This is a genomic window from Aeromonas sp. INTO2 (assembly GCF_049860605.1).
In the GTDB taxonomy this organism is placed as follows: Bacteria; Pseudomonadota; Gammaproteobacteria; order Enterobacterales; family Aeromonadaceae; genus Aeromonas; species Aeromonas caviae.
This window is the reverse complement of the sequence record NZ_CP187588.1, coordinates 2,077,493-2,093,754: the sequence shown is the minus strand read 5'-3', so window position 1 is coordinate 2,093,754 and position 16,262 is coordinate 2,077,493. Positions and strand designations below refer to the sequence as shown.

The window sequence follows — 16,262 nt, the reverse complement described above, 5'->3', positions numbered from 1 at the left end:
CCTGTGAGTGATGCCGAGGTTACTATGCCCCAATCCGGCGCCGGATGGCAAAGACGGGGCACAGCGCCTGCCCTGAGGGCCCAGCCCGGCAATTGCAGCCGGGTACTGTATGAACGTACAATAGTCCCATCCCACTCTTGAGCCCGACCACCTGCATGACCGACATCCAGCCCCTCCCTCCCGTGACCCCGCCGCTCGACGGCTTCATCCTGACCCGCCATGGTCGGGATGTGCAGGGGCGTACCGAGATCGTGATGTGGCTCTGGAGCGCACAGGGACCGGTACGGGTGGTGGTGCCGGGGCAGGAGCCGGTCTTCTTCCTCCCGGAACGCCACCTGGAGGAGGCGGCAGAGCTTTTCAAGGGGGCCGGGGTGAGGGGGCGTTTTCGCCGCCTCCCCATGCACACCTTCGAGGGGAGCCGGGTGGTGGGCTGCTACTTTGCCACCCTGAGCGCCTTCCACCGCGCCATCGAGCTGCTGCTCATCCGCGGATTGGAGCACTTCGAGGCGGATATCCGCCTGCCCGAGCGCTTTCTCATGGAGCGCTTCATCACCGCCGGGATGCGCTTTGACGGCAAGGCGAGGCGAAAGGGGGGCAGGCAGGGTTACTGGGAGGTAAACGAGGCGCGCTGTGCGCCGCAGGCGGTGACGCCGACCCTCTCCTGGGTCTCCCTGGACGTGGAGTGCGCCATGGATGGCACTCTCTTCTCGGTGGGGCTTCATAGCGAAGAGGACGCGCGGGTCATCATGATTGGTGCCCCGGAGCCGGACTCGCAGGACTGGGAGACCCCCGTCGAGTGGGTGGCGGACGAGCCAGCCCTGCTCGGTGCCCTGGAGGGCTGGTTCAGCCTGCACGATCCCGATCTCGTCATCGGCTGGAACGTGGTGAATTTCGACTTTCGCCTGCTGCTGCGCCGCGCCGAACTCCACAAGCGGCGGCTGCGGCTCGGGCGCGGGCGGGAGCTCTGCTTCTGGCGCTCGTCCCGAAACGACCCCCAGAGCGGCAACGTCATCATCCCGGGGCGCATGGTGCTGGACGGCATCGATACCCTCAAGAGCGCCACCTGGCAGTTCCCGAGCTACAGCCTGGATGCGGTGGCGAGCGAGCTGCTCGGGCGGGGCAAGGACATCGAGGACGTGGCCAACCGGGGGGAGAAGATCACCGAGCTGTTCCACTCCGACAAGGAGGCGCTGGCCCGCTACAACCTGGAAGATTGCAGGCTGGTGTGGGAGATCTTCGATTTCTGCCACCTCATCCCCTTCGCCATCGAGCGCGCCTCCCTCACCGGTCTTGAGCTCGACCGGGTGGGCGGGTCGGTGGCGGCGTTCACCAACCTCTATCTGCCACGGCTGCACCGCGGTGGCTATGTGGCGCCCAACCTGCCGGCAGACGGCGGGCTCGCAAGCCCCGGCGGCTATGTGATGGACTCCAAGCCGGGGCTCTATCGCCACGTGCTGGTGCTCGACTTCAAGAGCCTCTATCCCAGCATCATCCGCACCTTCTGCATCGACCCCATGGGGCTGGTGGAGGGGCTCAAACACCCGGATAACGCCATTCCAGGCTTTCGCGGCGCCCTGTTCTCCCGAACCCGCCACTTCCTGCCGGATCTCATCGCCACCCTCTGGGCGGCGCGGGATCGGGCCAAGGCCGCCAGTAACAAGGCCCTCTCCCAGGCCATCAAGATCATCATGAACTCCTTCTACGGGGTGCTGGGGTCGGGGGGCTGCCGCTTCTATGACCCGAGGCTCGCCTCCTCCATCACCTTGCGGGGCCACGGCATCATGCAGCAGACCCGGGAGTGGATAGAGGCAGAAGGGTTCGAGGTGATCTATGGGGACACCGACTCCACCTTCGTGCACCTGGGGAGCGATATCCGTCTCGAACAGGCGGACGAGATTGGCCAGCGACTGGCGAAGATGATCAACGACAACTGGGCCGCGCTGATAAGGCGGGAGTTCGACCTGCCGAGCCATCTGGAGATCCAGTACGAGACCCACTACCGCCGTTTCCTGATGCCCACCATTCGCGGGCTGGAGAAGGGGAGCAAGAAACGCTATGCGGGACTGGTGGGCGAAGGGGAAGGGGAGCACCTGGTGTTCAAGGGGCTGGAGACGGTGCGCACCGACTGGACACCCCTTGCCAAGGCATTCCAGACCCGGCTCTACGAAATGGTGTTCCACGACCAGGATCCCAGCAGTTATGTGCGCACCATGGTGGACGAGACCCGGGCCGGCCGTCACGACGATCTGCTCATCTACCGCAAGCGGCTGCGCCAGAAACTCGAGGAGTATCAGAAGAACGTGCCGCCCCATGTGCGGGCGGCGCGCCTGGCGGATGAGGAGAATCTGCGCCGCGGCCTGCCCCAGCGTTATCAGCACAGGGGCACCATCGCCTACCTGATGACCCTGAACGGCCCCGAGCCTTTGGAGTACCGGCGCAGCGCCGTCGACTACGAGCACTACATCGACAAGCAGCTCAGGCCCATCGCCGACGCCATCCTTCCCTTTGTGGGGGAGTCGTTCGAGCGGATCTGCGGCCAGCAGCTCGATCTCTTCTGACGAAGCGAGGTAAACGCGGCGGCCATGGCACGACAATGGCGGCCCGTGGGCCAGAGGGGACAGGAGGCAGATGACGGGGGAGAGCGGATGTCAGAGCCGACCAATGCAAAAAGCCCGCTATCAAGCGGGCTTTTCAAATCTGGTGCGTCCTAGTGGATTCGAACCACCGACCCCCACCATGTCAAGGTGATGCTCTAACCAGCTGAGCTAAGGACGCAGGGTGCGCAAGGCGACTTTGTGTGTCATTGCAGGGGAGTGGTGGGTTTAATTGGATTCGAACCAACGACCCCTACCATGTCAAGGTAGTGCTCTAACCAACTGAGCTATAAACCCACATCTGTGTTCAACCGGATTCGAACCAACGACATTGCCTACGCCATGTCAAAGTACTGTTCTAACCGACTGAGCTTTAGACCCACATCAAATTCATATCTGCAATTTATTCAAACTGTTATGGTGCGTCCTAGTGGATTCGAACCACCGACCCCCACCATGTCAAGGTGGTGCTCTAACCAGCTGAGCTAAGGACGCATAACAGGGTTTCGTGATGGTGCGTCCTAGTGGATTCGAACCACCGACCCCCACCATGTCAAGGTGGTGCTCTAACCAGCTGAGCTAAGGACGCATCACGAAAAGTGGTGGGTTTAATTGGATTCGAACCAACGACCCCTACCATGTCAAGGTAGTGCTCTAACCAACTGAGCTATAAACCCACTTCATAAACCGGGTTGAAAACCCGTTTTATCCCGCCAGCACTGCTGGCGTGGTCGGCATACTACCCATGGCCCCCAAGGCTGTCAACAAGGGACATGCACAAAGGAGACTGTTTGCCCAGTTCTTGTGCAGCCTGTTGATTTTACAGGCGAGCCGCCCCAAAAGTGCTGCTCCCCGTGCCCCTGGCCGCGCCCTATTGCGCCCGGGAGAGGGCGGTGCAGGCTGCGGGGCTGGCGAAGCGGCCGTAGATGACGCGCAGCCGTGCGCCCAGCATCAGGGCGGCGGAGGTGAGACCGACGATGAAGCCTATCCAGAAGCCCTGCGGGCCCATGCGCGGTACCACCCAGTCGGTCAGCCCCAGGATCATGCCGGTGGGCAGACCCAGCCCCCAATAGGCGACGATGGTGACGTAGAAGATGGCCTGGGTATCCTTGTAACCGCGCAGGGCCGCCGCGGCCACCACCTGTACAGAATCGGAGATCTGGTAGATGGCGGCGAAGAAGAGCAGGGTGGCGGCGAGGCCGATCACCTGCAGGTCGTCGGTGTAGATCCCCGCGATGGGGTCGCGCAGCAGCACGGTGAGGGCGGCGGTTGCGGCGGCGACTCCCATGCCCAGCATCAGGCCGGTGCGGGCGGCGACCCTGGCCTGATCCGGTTGACCTTCCCCTATGTTGTGACCGACCCGGATGGTCACGCCGACACCAATGGACAGGGGCAGCATGAAGACCAGGCTGGAGAAGTTGAGCGCAATCTGGTGACTCGCCACCGTCTCCGCGCCGAAGGGTGCCAGCATCAGGGCCACCACGGTAAACAGGGTCACCTCGCAGAAGATGGCCATGGCGATGGGAAACCCCAGGCGGAACAGGCGCCAGATCCGGCTGCCGTTGGGGCGTGCCAGTTGGGCGAACAGGTTGATGCGCTTGAAGTGGGCAGAGCACTTCACATAGACGATCATCGCCAGCAGCATGGCCCAGAGCACGATGGCAGTGGCCACGCCGCAGCCGACGCCGCCGAGTTTCGGCATGCCGAAGTGGCCGTGAATGAAGATGTAGTTGGCGGGGATGTTGACCGCGAGCCCCACGAAACCGATCACCATGGTCGGCATGGTGTGGGAGAGCCCCTCACTGAAGTTGCGCAGCACCTGGAACATCACGAAGGCGGGCAGGCCCCACAGGATGGCGTGCAGGTAGCCGGCAGTCTTGGCCGCCATGACGGGATCCACGTCCATGAATTGCAGTGCCAGGGGGCTGAAGTAGAGTGCCACCATGGCGATGGGCGTGACGATGAGGGCGAGCCAGAAGCCCTGGTGCACGGCGGGGCGCACCTCGTCCTGCTTGCGGGCGCCGTTGAGCTGGGAAACGATGGGGGTGAGGGCCATGATGATGCCCTGCACCAGCAAGATGATCGGCAACCAGAAGCTGGACGCCACCGACACGGCGGCAAGATCCACGGCGCTCACCTGTCCCGCCATCACGGTATCGACGAAGTTCATGGCGATCTGGGCCACCTGGGCGACCAGAATGGGGCTGGCTAGACGAACGAGCTGCTTCGCCTCGGACCAATAACGTTGCACTGACACCTCCGAGTGGATCAGATAAAAGAGAAAGAGCGGGCAAGAGAGATGGGCTTTTGCCTCCTCGTCCTGAGGAGACAAAATGCGGGGGTGTCATTCTAGCCTGAAAAACCGCCAACGGGGAAGGTCGGCGGCAGATTTGTAGCCGGGATCAGGCGTCTTCGTGATCGCTGATCAGCAGGTTGGCCGCGGCATAGGCCGCCTGCTCGCGCAGATCCGCCGGTACCCGCTCGTCGGAGGCCACGGCGTTAAGCGCCCGTATGCTGGCGGCGATGGCCTGGGGCACATAACCCTGCTCGCCGGAGCCAATCTGGTTGTAGGCGATGCGAATGGCTTCACAGCATTGATATACCTGCATTTTTGTTTCCTCGTTCAGTCTGGATTGATTGGGGTCACTATAGCGATCGCGCTTCTCCTTGTCAGCCGGCACCCTTGTCTTGCAAGGTGGCCGGGGGTAACCTGCCGACAATTTTCACAGCCTGGAGAGACTCATGTTCACCGGCATCGTACAAGGGACCGCCGAACTGGTGGCCATCGATTCACTGCCCAATTTTCGCACCCACGTGATCCGCATGCCGAGCCCGGCCTGGGGCGAGGGGCTGGCCCTGGGGGCCTCGGTGGCCCACAACGGCTGCTGCCTGACCGTCACCCGGGTGGAGGGGGATCTGGTCAGCTTCGATCTGATGCAAGAGACTCTGCGCCTCACCAACCTTGGGCAACTGGTGGTGGGTGACAAGGTCAACGTGGAGCGGGCCGCCCGCTTTGGGGACGAGATTGGCGGCCATGCCATGTCCGGCCACATCATGGGGACGGCCGAGGTGACCTCGGTCATCGACACCCCCAACAACCGCCAGGTGTGGTATCGCCTCGATCCTGCGCTCATGAAGTACGTGCTGACCAAGGGCTACATCGGCATCGACGGCATCAGCCTCACCGTGGGCGAGGTACGCGCCAGGGAGTTCTGCGTCAACCTGATCCCCGAGACCCTGGCCCGGACCAACCTGGGCTGGGTCAAGGCCGGCTGGCAGACCAACATCGAGATTGACCCCCAGACCCAGGCCATCGTCGACACGGTGGAGCGGGTGCTGGCGGCGCGCCAGTAACCACCTGAGCGCTGCCCCCAGGGTTCGAAGAGGAGGGCGGCATCACGGGAAAGGCGCCCTCTTGTGGAAGAGGCGCCGCCCCAGAGCCTTGGAGACTTCTCTATGTTTGTCGTGACATTGACCTATGTGAAACCGCTGGCGGAGATCGATGCCCTGATCCCGGCCCACATTGCGTGGCTGGAGCGGCAATATGCCGCAGGCCATTTTCTGGCGTCCGGGCGTCGGGTACCCCGAGTCGGGGGCGTCATACTGGCGCAGGGCGTGAGCCGAGACGCCTTGGAGGCGATGCTGGCAGAGGATCCCTTCAAGCAGGCAGAGGCGGCCGATTATCAGGTGGTGGAGTTTGTTCCGACCATGACGTCGGCGAAGGCGGCGTGCTTGAGGGAGGCGTGATCCAGCCTGACGATGGCACCAGAACAAACGGGACCCACAGGGTCCCGTTTGTTTTTGTCTGTGTCTGGACAGGGGAATTCAGAACAGCTGCTCGTCGTCGGCATCCACGAAGAGTTGCAGGCAGTCGCGGGCTTCATCCCGGTGCAGCCGCAGGTGGATGGGGTTGCAGCAGGCCATGCAATCCTCGTAGAACTCCTGATCCCCCTGGCTGGCATCCAGCTCGACCCGGGTGTGGTGGCCGCAGTGGGGGCAGACGATACGCTTGCTGGTGTACTCGATCATGGTGACCTCCTCGGGCCCGTGGGCCGTCTCTGTGCTCCTGCTGATTCTAGTCGCCACAAGGCGGCGCAACCGCGAGCAAGCGCACGTTTATGAGCGGGCTCAAGGGAGGCAGGAGGTCAGTCAGTGTTGCCTACTTGACCCAGCCGGCCAGCATCTCTGCGTTCAGCTCGGCAAGAGAGCGCAGCTCGTGGTTGGCGATGGCCAGACGGGGATCGCCGACCAGCGCCGGGTCCGGCACGATCAGCGCCGTCATGGAGGCTGCCTTGGCTGCCAGCAGGCCGGTGAAGCTGTCCTCGATGGCGAGACAGTGCACAGGCTCGACGCCGAGCTTCTCGGCGGCGTGGATATAGACATCCGGGTGGGGTTTGCCAAAGCGCTCCACCTCGGCGGAGTGGACCGCCATGAAACGGTCCTGGATGCCGAGTTTGCCGAGCACCGCCTCGACCATGGCAAACGGGGAGGAGGTGGCGAGCCCGATCTTGAGCCCTTGGGCCTCGATGAGGTCGAGGGCTTCCAGCACCCCGGCCTTGGGCTGCCCCTCTTGCAGGATGAGCGCGATCACCTGATCCAGGATGCGCTGTACTACCTCTTCCTGGCTGGGGCTGCTCCAGGGGCGGATCCGGTACCAGTGGGCCACCAGCTGATCGATGCGCACCCCTATGGTGGAGTTGCAGTCCTCCTCGGTGTGGAAGTGGCCCAGTTCGGCGAAGACGGCCATCTGTGCCCGTTGCCAGAAGGGTTCCGAGTCGATCAGAACACCATCCATATCGAAGATCACGGCAGTTAACATCTTGTACTCCTGACATAGGTGAAGGGGGGATTATAAGCCCGGTGCTTCAATGGGAAAGGGGCAGTCACCTGCCCCTTGCGCCGGATCACGCAGATAAACGTTTGCTTTTGCGTGGTAAAGCGGATTGCCTAGAAGAGTACCTCGACCCGGGCTGCCACCGTTTTGGCCTGCTCCACGGCTTCCTGGCAATCCTGCCCACGGGCGAGCGCCACCCCGAGGCGACGACGACCGGCGATCTCCGGCTTGCCAAAGAGACGCAACTGGGCTCCGGGCACCAGGGCCAGTGCCTCGCCAATCCCCTGATAGCGGATATCCTGGCTGTGGCCTTCCCGCAGCACCACGGCAGAGGCGCTCGGGCCGTACTGGGTGATGGTGCCGACGGGCAGCCCCAGGATGGCGCGCACGTGCAGGGCGAACTCGGAGAGATCCTGGGAGATCAGGGTCACCATGCCGGTGTCGTGGGGGCGGGGGGATACTTCGCTGAACCACACCTCGTCGCCCCTGATGAAGAGCTCGACCCCGAACAGACCATAGCCGCCAAGAGCTTCGACCACCTTGGCCGCCACCTCCTTGGAGCGGGCCAGGGCCAGCTCGCTCATGGCCTGGGGCTGCCAGGATTCGCGGTAGTCGCCATCCTCCTGACGATGGCCGATAGGCTCGCAGAAGTGGATGCCATCGACGGCGCGCACCGTGAGCAGGGTGATCTCGTACTCGAAAGGAACGAAGCCTTCGACAATCACCTTGCCACGACCGGCACGGCCCCCCTCCTGGGCATAGGTCCAGCTTTCATCCAGCCTGGCGAGATCGCGCAGCAGGCTCTGCCCCTTGCCGGAGGAGCTCATCACCGGTTTGACCACGCAGGGGAGGCCGATGGCCTCGACGGCGGCCACAAACTCCTCCTTGCTCTGGGCAAAGCGGTAGGCAGAGGTGGGCAGCCCCAGGGTTTCGGCGGCGAGGCGACGGATCCCCTCCCGGTTCATGGTGAGCTGGGTGGCGCGGGCATTGGGCACCACCTTGACCCCTTCCTGCTCGAGGGCGGCCAGGGTATCGGTGGCGATGGCTTCAATCTCGGGGATGATGAGGTCGGGCTTGACCTCGGCCACCAGGGCGCGCAGGGCGGCACCATCCAGCATGTCCAGCACGCGGGCCTGGTGGGCCACCTGCATGGCGGGGGCGTTGGCATAGCGGTCGGCGGCGATCACCTCGATACCGAGCCGCTGCAGCTCGATGGCGACCTCCTTGCCGAGTTCGCCTGATCCCAGCAGCAGGGCGCGGGTCGCAGTGGGGCGGGTGGCGGTTCCAAACATCTGATCTCTCCTGAGGTCGGTGGTCAGCAGGGCTGATCCGGGTGAGCAAAAAAAGAGGCACGCATGGCGTACCTCAGGAAGTGGGTGGGTGGGCGCGCTGCTCCAGATGGGTGAGCAGGGTGATGGCGCCGATGATGATGGCCGCCCCCAGCCACAAGCGACCGGGGGGCGCCCAGCCAAATACCAGCCAGCCGGCCAGCACGTTCATGGGCAGCTTGGCAAAATCAAAAGGTTGCACGAAGGAGGCCTCTGCCACGCTGTAGGCGCGGGCGATGGACATCTGGGCCAGTGCCGACAGTACGCCCGAGGCGGCCACCAGCAGCCACTGGGTTTCGCTCGGCCACTGCCATTCAGGGATCGCCAGCATGGCGTTGAACGGGGTGCTGAAGACGAGCAGGTAGACGACGATGGTGTGGGACGACTCGCTGGCCGCCTGATAGCGCACCAGCAAGGAGTAGCCTGCCCAGAAGAGGGCGGCCGCCACCGGCAGCAGGGAGGCCAGGGTGAAGTCGTCGGTCCAGGGAGCCAGGATCAGCATGGCGCCCACAAACCCCGCCAGGGTCGCGAGAATGCGGGCCCGGCTCACTTGCTCTTTGAGAAAGAGGGCTGATCCCAGGGTGGCAAACAGGGGGGAGGTCATCAAGAGCGCGATCCCCTGCCAGATGGGGACGGGGACCGCCAGTGCCCAGAGCCAGAACTGGATGCCGGTCACCGCAAGGGCGACCCGCAGCAGGTGCAGGCGCAGCTGGTTCGTCATCAGGGACTGGCGCAGACCGTGGCGCACCAGCCAGGGCAGCAGGCAGACCAGGGCGATCAGATATTGGTGAAAGGCGACCTGGGTCGAGGGGAGGCCGAGCGTGAAGCTGACATACTGGCTCAGGCTGTTGACGGCGGCGAAGCAGAGGCCTGCCACCATCATCCAGACGGCGCCGGCAAAGGGGGAGTGCCTGCGGGAGGAGGTCATGAGATCCGGATCACGTACAAAAAGTGCGGCAGATCATAACGGCAATCGTTTGTCATGCCAAGGGTGCGGAGTTTGATGAGCCCCTCTCCGCCGAGGAAATGCACAGACATCAAATTTTTTGAATGACTTGAGCATCTATTTTCGCTATCAGGCTTTAATGCCAGTCTTTATAGTGACCTCCATCGACAGCCTGGCTGTTCAATTGACAATCAAATGGAGTTTCACCATGGCCAATATCCTCGTTCTGAAGTCCAGCATCCTGGGCCAGTATTCCCAATCCAACGCCCTGATCGACGGCTACCTGGCCGAGCGCCAGGGTGACACCATCCAGGTACGCGATCTGGCGACCCTGAACCTGCCGGTGCTGGACGGCGAGCTGGCCATGGGCCTGCGTGGTGGCGAGAACCTGAACGAGCGTCAGCAAGCGGTGCTGGCCCAGTCCGACGAGCTGGTCGCCGAGCTCAAGGCGAGCGATCTGGTGATCATCGCGGCCCCCATGTACAACTTCAACATCCCGACCCAGCTGAAAAACTGGATCGATCTGGTGGCCCGTGCCGGCGTGACCTTCCGTTACACCGAGACCGGTCCGGTCGGCCTGGTGGAGAACACCCGCGCCCTGGTGGTCAGCCCCCGTGGCGGCATGCACGTGGGCAATGCCACCGACCTGGTGACCCCCTACATGCGTACCGTGCTGGGCTTCATCGGCATCACCGAAGTGGACTTCATCTATGCCGAAGGCATGGGCATGGGGCCGGAGGCGCAAGCCAAGGGGATCGAGCAGGCCAAGGAGCAGCTGGAAACCCTGGCTTACTGATGCGACTCGGGGCCTCCCCAGTATCCTGAAACAACAACGCAGCCCTCGGGCTGCGTTGTTGTTTTTGGGCAGTCATCGCGCTCTGGCGTCGTTATTCGCGCAGGAAGTGGCGGCAGCCGCTGCCGACCATCAGAAAGACCGCCACGAGGGAGGCCAGCAGCAGGGTGGTGAGCCACTGCTCGGCGCTGTTGGGGACCTGGGGGAGGAAGAGGCTGATCACCAGCAATGTGCAGAGGGTGATCAGGCTGGTTGGTCGAATGAGGCGCATCATGGGTCATCCTTGGCTGCGGGTGGTGAACAAGAGGCTAACCGCGGTCTGTGACAACAAGATGTATCCATACCTCTTGCGAACATCAACGGACCGGGTAGCCACCACCTTAGCAGCTTTTGCCGACGGAGCCAGCGGCATGGGTCGGGTTGTGATCCGGATCCCTATCTGAACTGCTTCTGATCTTCCTGATAGTGAAAATCGCCACTGGCCAGCCTGGCAACCAGGGCCTCTTGATCGAGATCCTGCGCCCGGCAGAGATCATCGAGATCCTCGTAGTGATCACGCAACTGCATGTTGACCAGGCTCAGCAGCATGTTGACATCCATGGTGGCAAAGTTGTTCAGCTTCATGAGGGTTGCTCGTTGTCCAGCAGGTGAAGTTGTTCGATGGCATCGCTGACGCTCTGCAGGTGCAGGCGAATGCTCTGGCGCGCCTCGGCCGGCAGATAGTCGGTGAGAGTGTGCTGCCAGCTTCCCGCCTCCGTCTTGAGCTGCTGGAACAAGGTGAGCCCCGCCGGGGTGAAGGAGACCAGGCTGATGCGCTTGTCCTGCACGCTGTTCTCGGTGAACAGGATGCCTTTCTCCACCAGACGATGGATCTCGCGGGAGATCCGTACCTTGTCCATGCCGCTCGCCTCCACCAGCTCCTTCTGGCTGATGGGGTAGTGGGGGCCGAGCACCATCATCAGGCGCCACTGGGGCACGGTGAGTTGGTACCGCTGCTGATAAAACTGTTCAAAGGTATCGCGCACCATCTCAGCGGCGTGAACCAGCTGATAAGGAGGGTAGTGCGCGAGCAGCTCAATGATCTTCGACATATGACATCCTGCTGTGGCGGCTGCATCGGGTGCAGTTTCTCTTGATACTTTGGCCTTGATGATACGTAACACAGGGGCATTTGTCTGACCAGTCACCAGAAAAATGTGCGTTTGCGCACGTGTTCTGTCATCGAATCGGCAATTGGGGTCTCAACTGGCCTGCTTGCCCGCACTCTTTCGCAGCCATATCAAGGCGTTGTGGGTCAGCCAGGCCTCGCGACTCTGCAAGGCGTAGAGCGCCGCCTCGTCACGGCTGCCTCCCTGCCAGCGGCGAGGCTCCTGCTTGGGCAAGCGGCGCTGGCCCAGCAAAGTGGCGGGCACATGGGGATTGACCTCCATTGCCGCCGCCAGATGAGGGCGCGCCGCCGCTTCCCCTTCGCAGACAAAGCTCATCAAGGCCTTGTTGTAAAGCAGCCAGCAGGAGGCTTCATCAAAGCGCACCAGCAGTTGTTGCAGGGCATCCCATTCCCCTTGCCAGGCATAGAGGGTGGAGAGGGGGTGGCGGCAAGCGGGCTCGTCGGCGCGACAGAGGGCGAGCAGGGCCAGGTACTCATCCCGTGCCTGCCCAAGCTGCCCAAGTCGCAGCAGGCAATCGGCTCGACCGGCCCTGGCCGCGATCAGAGGGCGTGCCTCGGGGACCTGCCAGCCATGGCCCGCGTGGGCTTGCCAGAATGCCTCATCGAACAGGAGGTTGGCATCGGCAATGATGCGCTCGAACCAGCCAAGGCGAGCGAGGGGATCGCGGCTCTCTGCCGCCAGCTCGAACCACTGCTGCCACTGGCGAGTCTGCTCGTTGTCCAGGGACGGGCTCTCTTCAGGCTCGGCCTCGTAGTGATCCTGGCCGAGCAGGAGGTTGAGGGCCGTCTTCATCTGCTGGCGTTGACGCTTGCAAAAATCGAGGAAGGGGGGCTCGCTGGCCGTAGCCTGGTGCAGCATCATGGCCATGGGCTTGTCGCGAAACAGGCAGAGCTCGGCCACCAGGCTGAAGCGATAGCGGGTCGCCGGATCGTTCAGGTCGGTCGGCGCCGGCCAGCAGGCTACCCCCTGACTGAAGCCATAGCTCCATTGGCCCAGAGGATGGCGCTTGTCAAACACCTGCTCCGGGTTGTCGGTAGAGAGGCGACACTGGCTCGGCAGGGCCAGCTGCGCGTCGTCGGCCTGGGCTTCCAGCTCGGCGATCAGGTGATGCAGCGCCTCGGCACTCTTCTCGTCCAGCGCCGCATCATGAGGCAGCAGGCCGGCCAGCGGATCTTGCCAGTCGGGGGCTACGGGCCCCGCCAGACGGGCGCACAGGAAGCCGTGCAGGGCGGGGTAACTCATCTCCTGCTGGCTGTGGGTCTGGATCCATCTTAAATGCGAAAGGGGACTCCCTCCGACGTAGGTGGGAGGGGAATTTCGCCGGGGCGTCAGCCCCGCTGGTTTTGAATGTATTGCTTGATCACCTCCAACGGTGCTCCGCCGCAAGAGCCCGCAAAGTAAGAGCGTGACCAGAGTACGGGTTTGCTGTAAGCACCTCTCAAGTCCAGAAATTCATTACGCAGTCGCCTTGATGTGACCGCCTTTAACGAGTTCACCAGTACCGATAGCTGTACCGTTGGCGCGTACTCTATCAGCATGTGAACATGATCAGCCTCTCCGTCACACTCTTTCAGTTCCGCACCAAAATCTCTGCAAACCTCTGCCGCACACTGACTGAAGGAAGCGTGATGCAGATCCCCCAATATCGGCTTTCGATACTTGGTGATAAACACCAAATGTACGTGCAAAGCGTAGGCCGCATGGCGTGATTTATTAATTTTAGTGAATTGCATTCTGTCACTCAATCGGGCTTAATAGATATGGCAATAATGCTACACACTGAGCGCTAAATGCAAATTCTGAAAGCCTACAAATTCCGACTCGAACCGACCGAACAACAAGCGCAACGCCTGCGCCAGTTGGGCGGTTGTGCTCGTTATGTCTGGAATCACGGGCTGGCAGAAACCAAACGCATTCTGGATGCTGGCGAAAAACTGCCTTCTGCCTTTGAGCTGAACAGGATGCTCACCAGTTGGAAGAAAGACCCAGAAATGGCCTTTCTGGCCGAGGCATATACCGACAACCTCCAGCAGAAGCTCAAGGATTTGCATGGCGCGTGGATGCGCTGCTTTGATAAGAAACTCGCCGCCAAGGCACCCGTATTCAAGAAAAAAAGCGACAACCGCGACGCTATCCGGTTCGTCAACTTCGACAAGTATTGCCGCCTTGAAAAGGGTCGCGTGAAGCTGCCTGCCGGGCTGGCGTGGGTCAAGTTCCGTCAGTCCCAGCCAGTTGAAGGGAAAATTAAAAACGCGACCGTCAGCCAAGCAGCCGGGCACTGGTATATCTCCTTTCAGGTCGAGCAGGAGACGCTTGAGCCAATTCACCCCTCCGGCTCAATGGTCGGGCTAGATGCGGGGATCGCCAAGCTCGCAACCCTGTCAGATGGCACGGTGTTTGAGCCCGTCAACAGCTTCAAAACCAATCAGACCAAGCTGGCAAGGCTCCAACGCCAGTTGAGCAAAAAGGTAAAGTTCAGCAGCAACTGGAAGAAACAAAAAGCCAAGATCCAGCGGCTGCACTCACATATCGCCAATACCCGCCGCGATTACCTTCACAAGGTCACAACGACTATCAGCAAAAACCACGCGATGATCGTCATTGAGGATTTGAAGGTTGCCAGCATGTCAAAATCAGCAGCGGGCACGACCAGCCAGCCGGGGCGCAACGTCCGGGCAAAATCAGGGCTGAATCGTTCGATATTAGATCAGGGCTGGTTTGAGCTGCGCCGCCAGCTCGAATATAAGCAGGCATGGCGAGGCGGTCAGGTGTTGGCGATAAACCCGGCCTACACGAGCCAGCAGTGCGCCTGTTGTGGGCATACTGCGAAGGATAACCGCCAGACGCAAAGCCAGTTTAAATGCGCTGCGTGTGGTTATGAGGCGAACGCCGATGTGAATGGCGCTCGCAATATTTTAGCGGCGGGACACGCCGTTTTAGCCTGTGGAGGCGCGGTGCAATCAGGCCGCCCGATGAAGCAGGAACCCGGTACTGCGCGAGCAGCTATCACCCAGTAATGGGGATCCCCCTCCTGTGACGCGAAGCGCTAAGGTGGGGGAGGATGTCAATGATTGAGATGACGGGTACGAGTGGCTGGGTTCATCGACGCTTCCTCTGGATTTGACGGCCGCGAAGTCTACCTAAAAGTGGGGTTATTTGCAGCAAAGGGGGAACTGAATGCTGCTAATATCGTCAATCTGGCCGCCCGGTAGCGGGAAAAGAGGTCAGACACAGGGGGGAGGGGCTAGGTCCTGCTGCCGCTCTGGGGTAACATGCGCGCCTGCATGACATAAATCGGCCCCGTCCTCTCTCATCCGACGGAGGCGATGCACCTCTATATGACGGGTCTTCCATGAGATGGGCCCATCCGGATATTGAAAGAAGAGATCACCATGTTACAGATTGGCAAGATGAACACCCTGACCGTCGTCGAGATCGAGGAGCGCGGCGCCTGGCTGGCGGCGGGGGAATACGGCGAGCTGCTGCTGCCCAGGCGCCAGTTGCCGGAAGGCGTTGCCGAGGAGAGCGAGGTGTCCGTCTTCCTCTATCTGGATGCGGATTGCGAGCCGGTGATCACCACCGACAAGCCCTTCGCCATGGTGGGGGACATCGTCGGTCTCAAGGTGGTCAATGCCAACAAGATTGGTGCCTTCCTCGACTGGGGCATGAAGAAGGATCTCTTCGTACCAAGCCGCGAGCAGAACAAGCCGATGCAGGTGGGCCATGTCTATCTGGTGCACCTGATGCTGGACAACGAAGGGCGCATGGTCGGTACCAGCCGTCTGGAGCGCTTCCTGCGCATCGACCCCCCTTTCAAGAGCGGTGACGAGGTGACGGTGCTGCCGGGGGAACACACCCCCCTTGGCATCAAGGCCGTGGTCAATGGCCAGTACGCCGGCATGCTGTTCAAGAACGAGGTGTTCGGCCGCGTGATGACGGGCCGGCCGCTGACCGCCTGGGTCAAGCAGGTGCGCGAAGATGGCAAACTGGACCTGACCCTGCAAAAGCCGGGGCTGGCCCGGATGGATGACGCTGGTGCGCGCATCCTGCTGCGCCTGCAAAAGCAGGGGGGCAGCCTTGCGGTGGGAGACAAGAGCGAGCCTGACGTCATCTACAAGATGTTCAGCATGAGCAAGGGCACCTTCAAGAAAGCGATCGGCGGCCTCTACAAGCAGGGCAAGATCGTCATCGAGGAGCACAGCATCCGCCTCGTGGGCTCCGACACGCCGGCAGGGGACGAATAAGTTGCCGAGTCCCTGCATCGGTGACTGCCGGGCCAAAGAGGGGCTCTGCCTCGGTTGTGGCCGCACCGTGACCGATATAGGCCAGTGGTCCACCATGGACAGCGAGGCCCAGCTGGCCCGCATGGCCGAACTCGATGGCTCGAAGAGCACTCATGCCTGCCCGGGCTGCGGCGAGCCGGCGTTCTGCGCCGTGTCGGCGGGGGAACCCATCGAGCGCTGCTGGTGCAACCAGCTTCCCGCGTTGCCCATGAGCGATGCCAGCGCCTGCTGGTGTCGCCGCTGTCTGGCCAAGGCCATCTCGGCACGCCCCTGACTCGGGCAGCGCAAAAAACGAAAAAGGCGCCTGGGGCGCCT

General features: G+C 62.0%; 18 protein-coding genes and 5 tRNA genes. 7 read left to right on the top strand and 16 right to left on the bottom strand.

Annotated features, from left to right (window positions below; translation table 11 throughout):
* The first annotated feature begins 155 nt into the window (after positions 1 to 155).
* A complete protein-coding gene (locus ACPW74_RS09965) occupies positions 156 to 2,558 on the top strand; it encodes a DNA polymerase II (RefSeq protein WP_039039090.1) in 2,403 nt (800 codons plus the stop codon).
* Positions 2,559 to 2,698: 140 nt separating this feature from the next.
* Here ACPW74_RS09965 and ACPW74_RS09960 read toward each other — a convergent pair.
* The 7 genes from ACPW74_RS09960 to ACPW74_RS09930 form a co-directional block, all read right to left on the bottom strand.
* Positions 2,699 to 2,775, bottom strand: a tRNA-Val gene (locus ACPW74_RS09960).
* Positions 2,776 to 2,814: 39 nt separating this feature from the next.
* Positions 2,815 to 2,891 (bottom strand) — tRNA-Val (locus ACPW74_RS09955).
* Positions 2,892 to 3,012: 121 nt separating this feature from the next.
* Positions 3,013 to 3,089, bottom strand: a tRNA-Val gene (locus ACPW74_RS09950).
* Positions 3,090 to 3,106: 17 nt separating this feature from the next.
* Positions 3,107 to 3,183: transfer RNA gene (locus ACPW74_RS09945), tRNA-Val, on the bottom strand.
* An 11-nt stretch (positions 3,184 to 3,194) separates the two neighbouring features.
* Positions 3,195 to 3,271: transfer RNA gene (locus ACPW74_RS09940), tRNA-Val, on the bottom strand.
* A gap of 194 nt (positions 3,272 to 3,465) precedes the next feature.
* Positions 3,466 to 4,845, bottom strand: coding sequence for an MATE family efflux transporter (locus ACPW74_RS09935; protein ID WP_029314480.1), 1,380 nt, complete (start codon positions 4,843 to 4,845; stop codon positions 3,466 to 3,468).
* Between the two features lie 151 nt (positions 4,846 to 4,996).
* Positions 4,997 to 5,203 (bottom strand): YaeP family protein, encoded by a 207-nt coding sequence (locus ACPW74_RS09930; protein ID WP_010674629.1) that lies wholly within the window; start codon positions 5,201 to 5,203, stop codon positions 4,997 to 4,999.
* 133 nt (positions 5,204 to 5,336) lie between these two features.
* Between ACPW74_RS09930 and ACPW74_RS09925 the strand changes: the two genes are divergently transcribed.
* Positions 5,337 to 5,948: a riboflavin synthase gene (locus tag ACPW74_RS09925; protein WP_010674630.1), complete on the top strand. Its 612-nt coding sequence runs from the start codon at positions 5,337 to 5,339 to the stop codon at positions 5,946 to 5,948.
* A 102-nt stretch (positions 5,949 to 6,050) separates the two neighbouring features.
* Positions 6,051 to 6,341, top strand: coding sequence for a YciI family protein (locus ACPW74_RS09920; RefSeq protein WP_029314482.1), 291 nt, complete (start codon positions 6,051 to 6,053; stop codon positions 6,339 to 6,341).
* Between the two features lie 78 nt (positions 6,342 to 6,419).
* Here ACPW74_RS09920 and ACPW74_RS09915 read toward each other — a convergent pair whose 3' ends face one another.
* From ACPW74_RS09915 to ACPW74_RS09900, 4 genes are all read right to left on the bottom strand, one after another.
* The gene (locus tag ACPW74_RS09915) at positions 6,420 to 6,623 is read right to left on the bottom strand and encodes a CPXCG motif-containing cysteine-rich protein (RefSeq protein ID WP_005336871.1); all 204 of its coding nucleotides are present in this window, start codon (positions 6,621 to 6,623) and stop codon (positions 6,420 to 6,422) included.
* Positions 6,624 to 6,753: 130 nt separating this feature from the next.
* A complete protein-coding gene (hxpB, locus tag ACPW74_RS09910; protein WP_010674632.1) occupies positions 6,754 to 7,413 on the bottom strand; it encodes a hexitol phosphatase HxpB in 660 nt (219 codons plus the stop codon).
* A 128-nt stretch (positions 7,414 to 7,541) separates the two neighbouring features.
* Entirely contained in the window at positions 7,542 to 8,720 is a 1,179-nt protein-coding gene (gene purT, locus ACPW74_RS09905) for a formate-dependent phosphoribosylglycinamide formyltransferase (RefSeq protein ID WP_041211381.1), read from the bottom strand.
* A gap of 73 nt (positions 8,721 to 8,793) precedes the next feature.
* Positions 8,794 to 9,684, bottom strand: coding sequence for a DMT family transporter (locus tag ACPW74_RS09900; protein WP_041211382.1), 891 nt, complete (start codon positions 9,682 to 9,684; stop codon positions 8,794 to 8,796).
* Positions 9,685 to 9,910: 226 nt separating this feature from the next.
* On the opposite strand from ACPW74_RS09900, the gene ACPW74_RS09895 reads away from it, so the two are divergent.
* Positions 9,911 to 10,498: an FMN-dependent NADH-azoreductase gene (locus ACPW74_RS09895; RefSeq protein WP_010674635.1), complete on the top strand. Its 588-nt coding sequence runs from the start codon at positions 9,911 to 9,913 to the stop codon at positions 10,496 to 10,498.
* A gap of 91 nt (positions 10,499 to 10,589) precedes the next feature.
* On the opposite strand, the gene ACPW74_RS09890 is transcribed toward ACPW74_RS09895, so the two are convergent.
* The 5 genes from ACPW74_RS09890 to tnpA all read right to left on the bottom strand — a co-directional run bounded on the left by ACPW74_RS09890 (position 10,590) and on the right by tnpA (position 13,397).
* The gene (locus tag ACPW74_RS09890; RefSeq protein WP_010674636.1) at positions 10,590 to 10,769 is read right to left on the bottom strand and encodes a hypothetical protein; all 180 of its coding nucleotides are present in this window, start codon (positions 10,767 to 10,769) and stop codon (positions 10,590 to 10,592) included.
* A gap of 161 nt (positions 10,770 to 10,930) precedes the next feature.
* Positions 10,931 to 11,119, bottom strand: coding sequence for a DUF4250 domain-containing protein (locus ACPW74_RS09885; RefSeq protein WP_010674638.1), 189 nt, complete (start codon positions 11,117 to 11,119; stop codon positions 10,931 to 10,933).
* The gene (locus tag ACPW74_RS09880; RefSeq protein WP_010674639.1) at positions 11,116 to 11,586 is read right to left on the bottom strand and encodes a MarR family winged helix-turn-helix transcriptional regulator; all 471 of its coding nucleotides are present in this window, start codon (positions 11,584 to 11,586) and stop codon (positions 11,116 to 11,118) included. Before ACPW74_RS09880 ends, ACPW74_RS09885 begins: the two co-directional genes overlap by 4 nt.
* Before the next feature lie 150 nt (positions 11,587 to 11,736).
* Positions 11,737 to 12,906: a UPF0149 family protein gene (locus tag ACPW74_RS09875; protein ID WP_010674640.1), complete on the bottom strand. Its 1,170-nt coding sequence runs from the start codon at positions 12,904 to 12,906 to the stop codon at positions 11,737 to 11,739.
* An 86-nt stretch (positions 12,907 to 12,992) separates the two neighbouring features.
* The gene (tnpA, locus tag ACPW74_RS09870; protein WP_041211383.1) at positions 12,993 to 13,397 is read right to left on the bottom strand and encodes an IS200/IS605-like element ISAs26 family transposase; all 405 of its coding nucleotides are present in this window, start codon (positions 13,395 to 13,397) and stop codon (positions 12,993 to 12,995) included.
* Positions 13,398 to 13,454: 57 nt separating this feature from the next.
* Here tnpA and ACPW74_RS09865 point away from each other — a divergent pair, with 57 nt between their 5' ends.
* The 3 genes from ACPW74_RS09865 to ACPW74_RS09855 all read left to right on the top strand — a co-directional run bounded on the left by ACPW74_RS09865 (position 13,455) and on the right by ACPW74_RS09855 (position 16,221).
* Positions 13,455 to 14,681 carry an RNA-guided endonuclease InsQ/TnpB family protein gene (locus ACPW74_RS09865; RefSeq protein ID WP_180911567.1) on the top strand — a complete coding sequence of 409 codons (1,227 nt, stop codon included), beginning with the start codon at positions 13,455 to 13,457 and terminating at the stop codon, positions 14,679 to 14,681.
* A 357-nt stretch (positions 14,682 to 15,038) separates the two neighbouring features.
* On the top strand, positions 15,039 to 15,908 hold the full coding sequence (locus ACPW74_RS09860) for a CvfB family protein (protein ID WP_010674641.1): 870 nt from the start codon (positions 15,039 to 15,041) through the stop codon (positions 15,906 to 15,908).
* Position 15,909: 1 nt separating this feature from the next.
* A complete protein-coding gene (locus ACPW74_RS09855) occupies positions 15,910 to 16,221 on the top strand; it encodes a DUF1289 domain-containing protein (RefSeq protein ID WP_425859066.1) in 312 nt (103 codons plus the stop codon).
* The last annotated feature ends 41 nt before the right edge of the window (positions 16,222 to 16,262 follow it).

What these genes read in the sequence shown, in the direction of transcription:
- ACPW74_RS09900 (WP_041211382.1), bottom strand. Translation starts at nt 9,684, where the DNA reads ATGACCTCCTCCCGCAGGCACTCCCCCTTTGCCGGCGCCGTCTGGATG.
- ACPW74_RS09885 (WP_010674638.1), bottom strand. Translation starts at nt 11,119, where the DNA reads ATGAAGCTGAACAACTTTGCCACCATGGATGTCAACATGCTGCTGAGC.
- ACPW74_RS09930 (WP_010674629.1), bottom strand. Translation starts at nt 5,203, where the DNA reads ATGCAGGTATATCAATGCTGTGAAGCCATTCGCATCGCCTACAACCAG.
- tnpA (WP_041211383.1), bottom strand. Translation starts at nt 13,397, where the DNA reads ATGCAATTCACTAAAATTAATAAATCACGCCATGCGGCCTACGCTTTG.
- hxpB (WP_010674632.1), bottom strand. Translation starts at nt 7,413, where the DNA reads ATGTTAACTGCCGTGATCTTCGATATGGATGGTGTTCTGATCGACTCG.
- ACPW74_RS09915 (WP_005336871.1), bottom strand. Translation starts at nt 6,623, where the DNA reads ATGATCGAGTACACCAGCAAGCGTATCGTCTGCCCCCACTGCGGCCAC.
- ACPW74_RS09965 (WP_039039090.1), top strand. Translation starts at nt 156, where the DNA reads ATGACCGACATCCAGCCCCTCCCTCCCGTGACCCCGCCGCTCGACGGC.
- ACPW74_RS09875 (WP_010674640.1), bottom strand. Translation starts at nt 12,906, where the DNA reads ATGAGTTACCCCGCCCTGCACGGCTTCCTGTGCGCCCGTCTGGCGGGG.
- ACPW74_RS09895 (WP_010674635.1), top strand. Translation starts at nt 9,911, where the DNA reads ATGGCCAATATCCTCGTTCTGAAGTCCAGCATCCTGGGCCAGTATTCC.
- ACPW74_RS09925 (WP_010674630.1), top strand. Translation starts at nt 5,337, where the DNA reads ATGTTCACCGGCATCGTACAAGGGACCGCCGAACTGGTGGCCATCGAT.
- ACPW74_RS09865 (WP_180911567.1), top strand. Translation starts at nt 13,455, where the DNA reads ATGCAAATTCTGAAAGCCTACAAATTCCGACTCGAACCGACCGAACAA.
- ACPW74_RS09880 (WP_010674639.1), bottom strand. Translation starts at nt 11,586, where the DNA reads ATGTCGAAGATCATTGAGCTGCTCGCGCACTACCCTCCTTATCAGCTG.
- ACPW74_RS09920 (WP_029314482.1), top strand. Translation starts at nt 6,051, where the DNA reads ATGTTTGTCGTGACATTGACCTATGTGAAACCGCTGGCGGAGATCGAT.
- ACPW74_RS09890 (WP_010674636.1), bottom strand. Translation starts at nt 10,769, where the DNA reads ATGATGCGCCTCATTCGACCAACCAGCCTGATCACCCTCTGCACATTG.
- purT (WP_041211381.1), bottom strand. Translation starts at nt 8,720, where the DNA reads ATGTTTGGAACCGCCACCCGCCCCACTGCGACCCGCGCCCTGCTGCTG.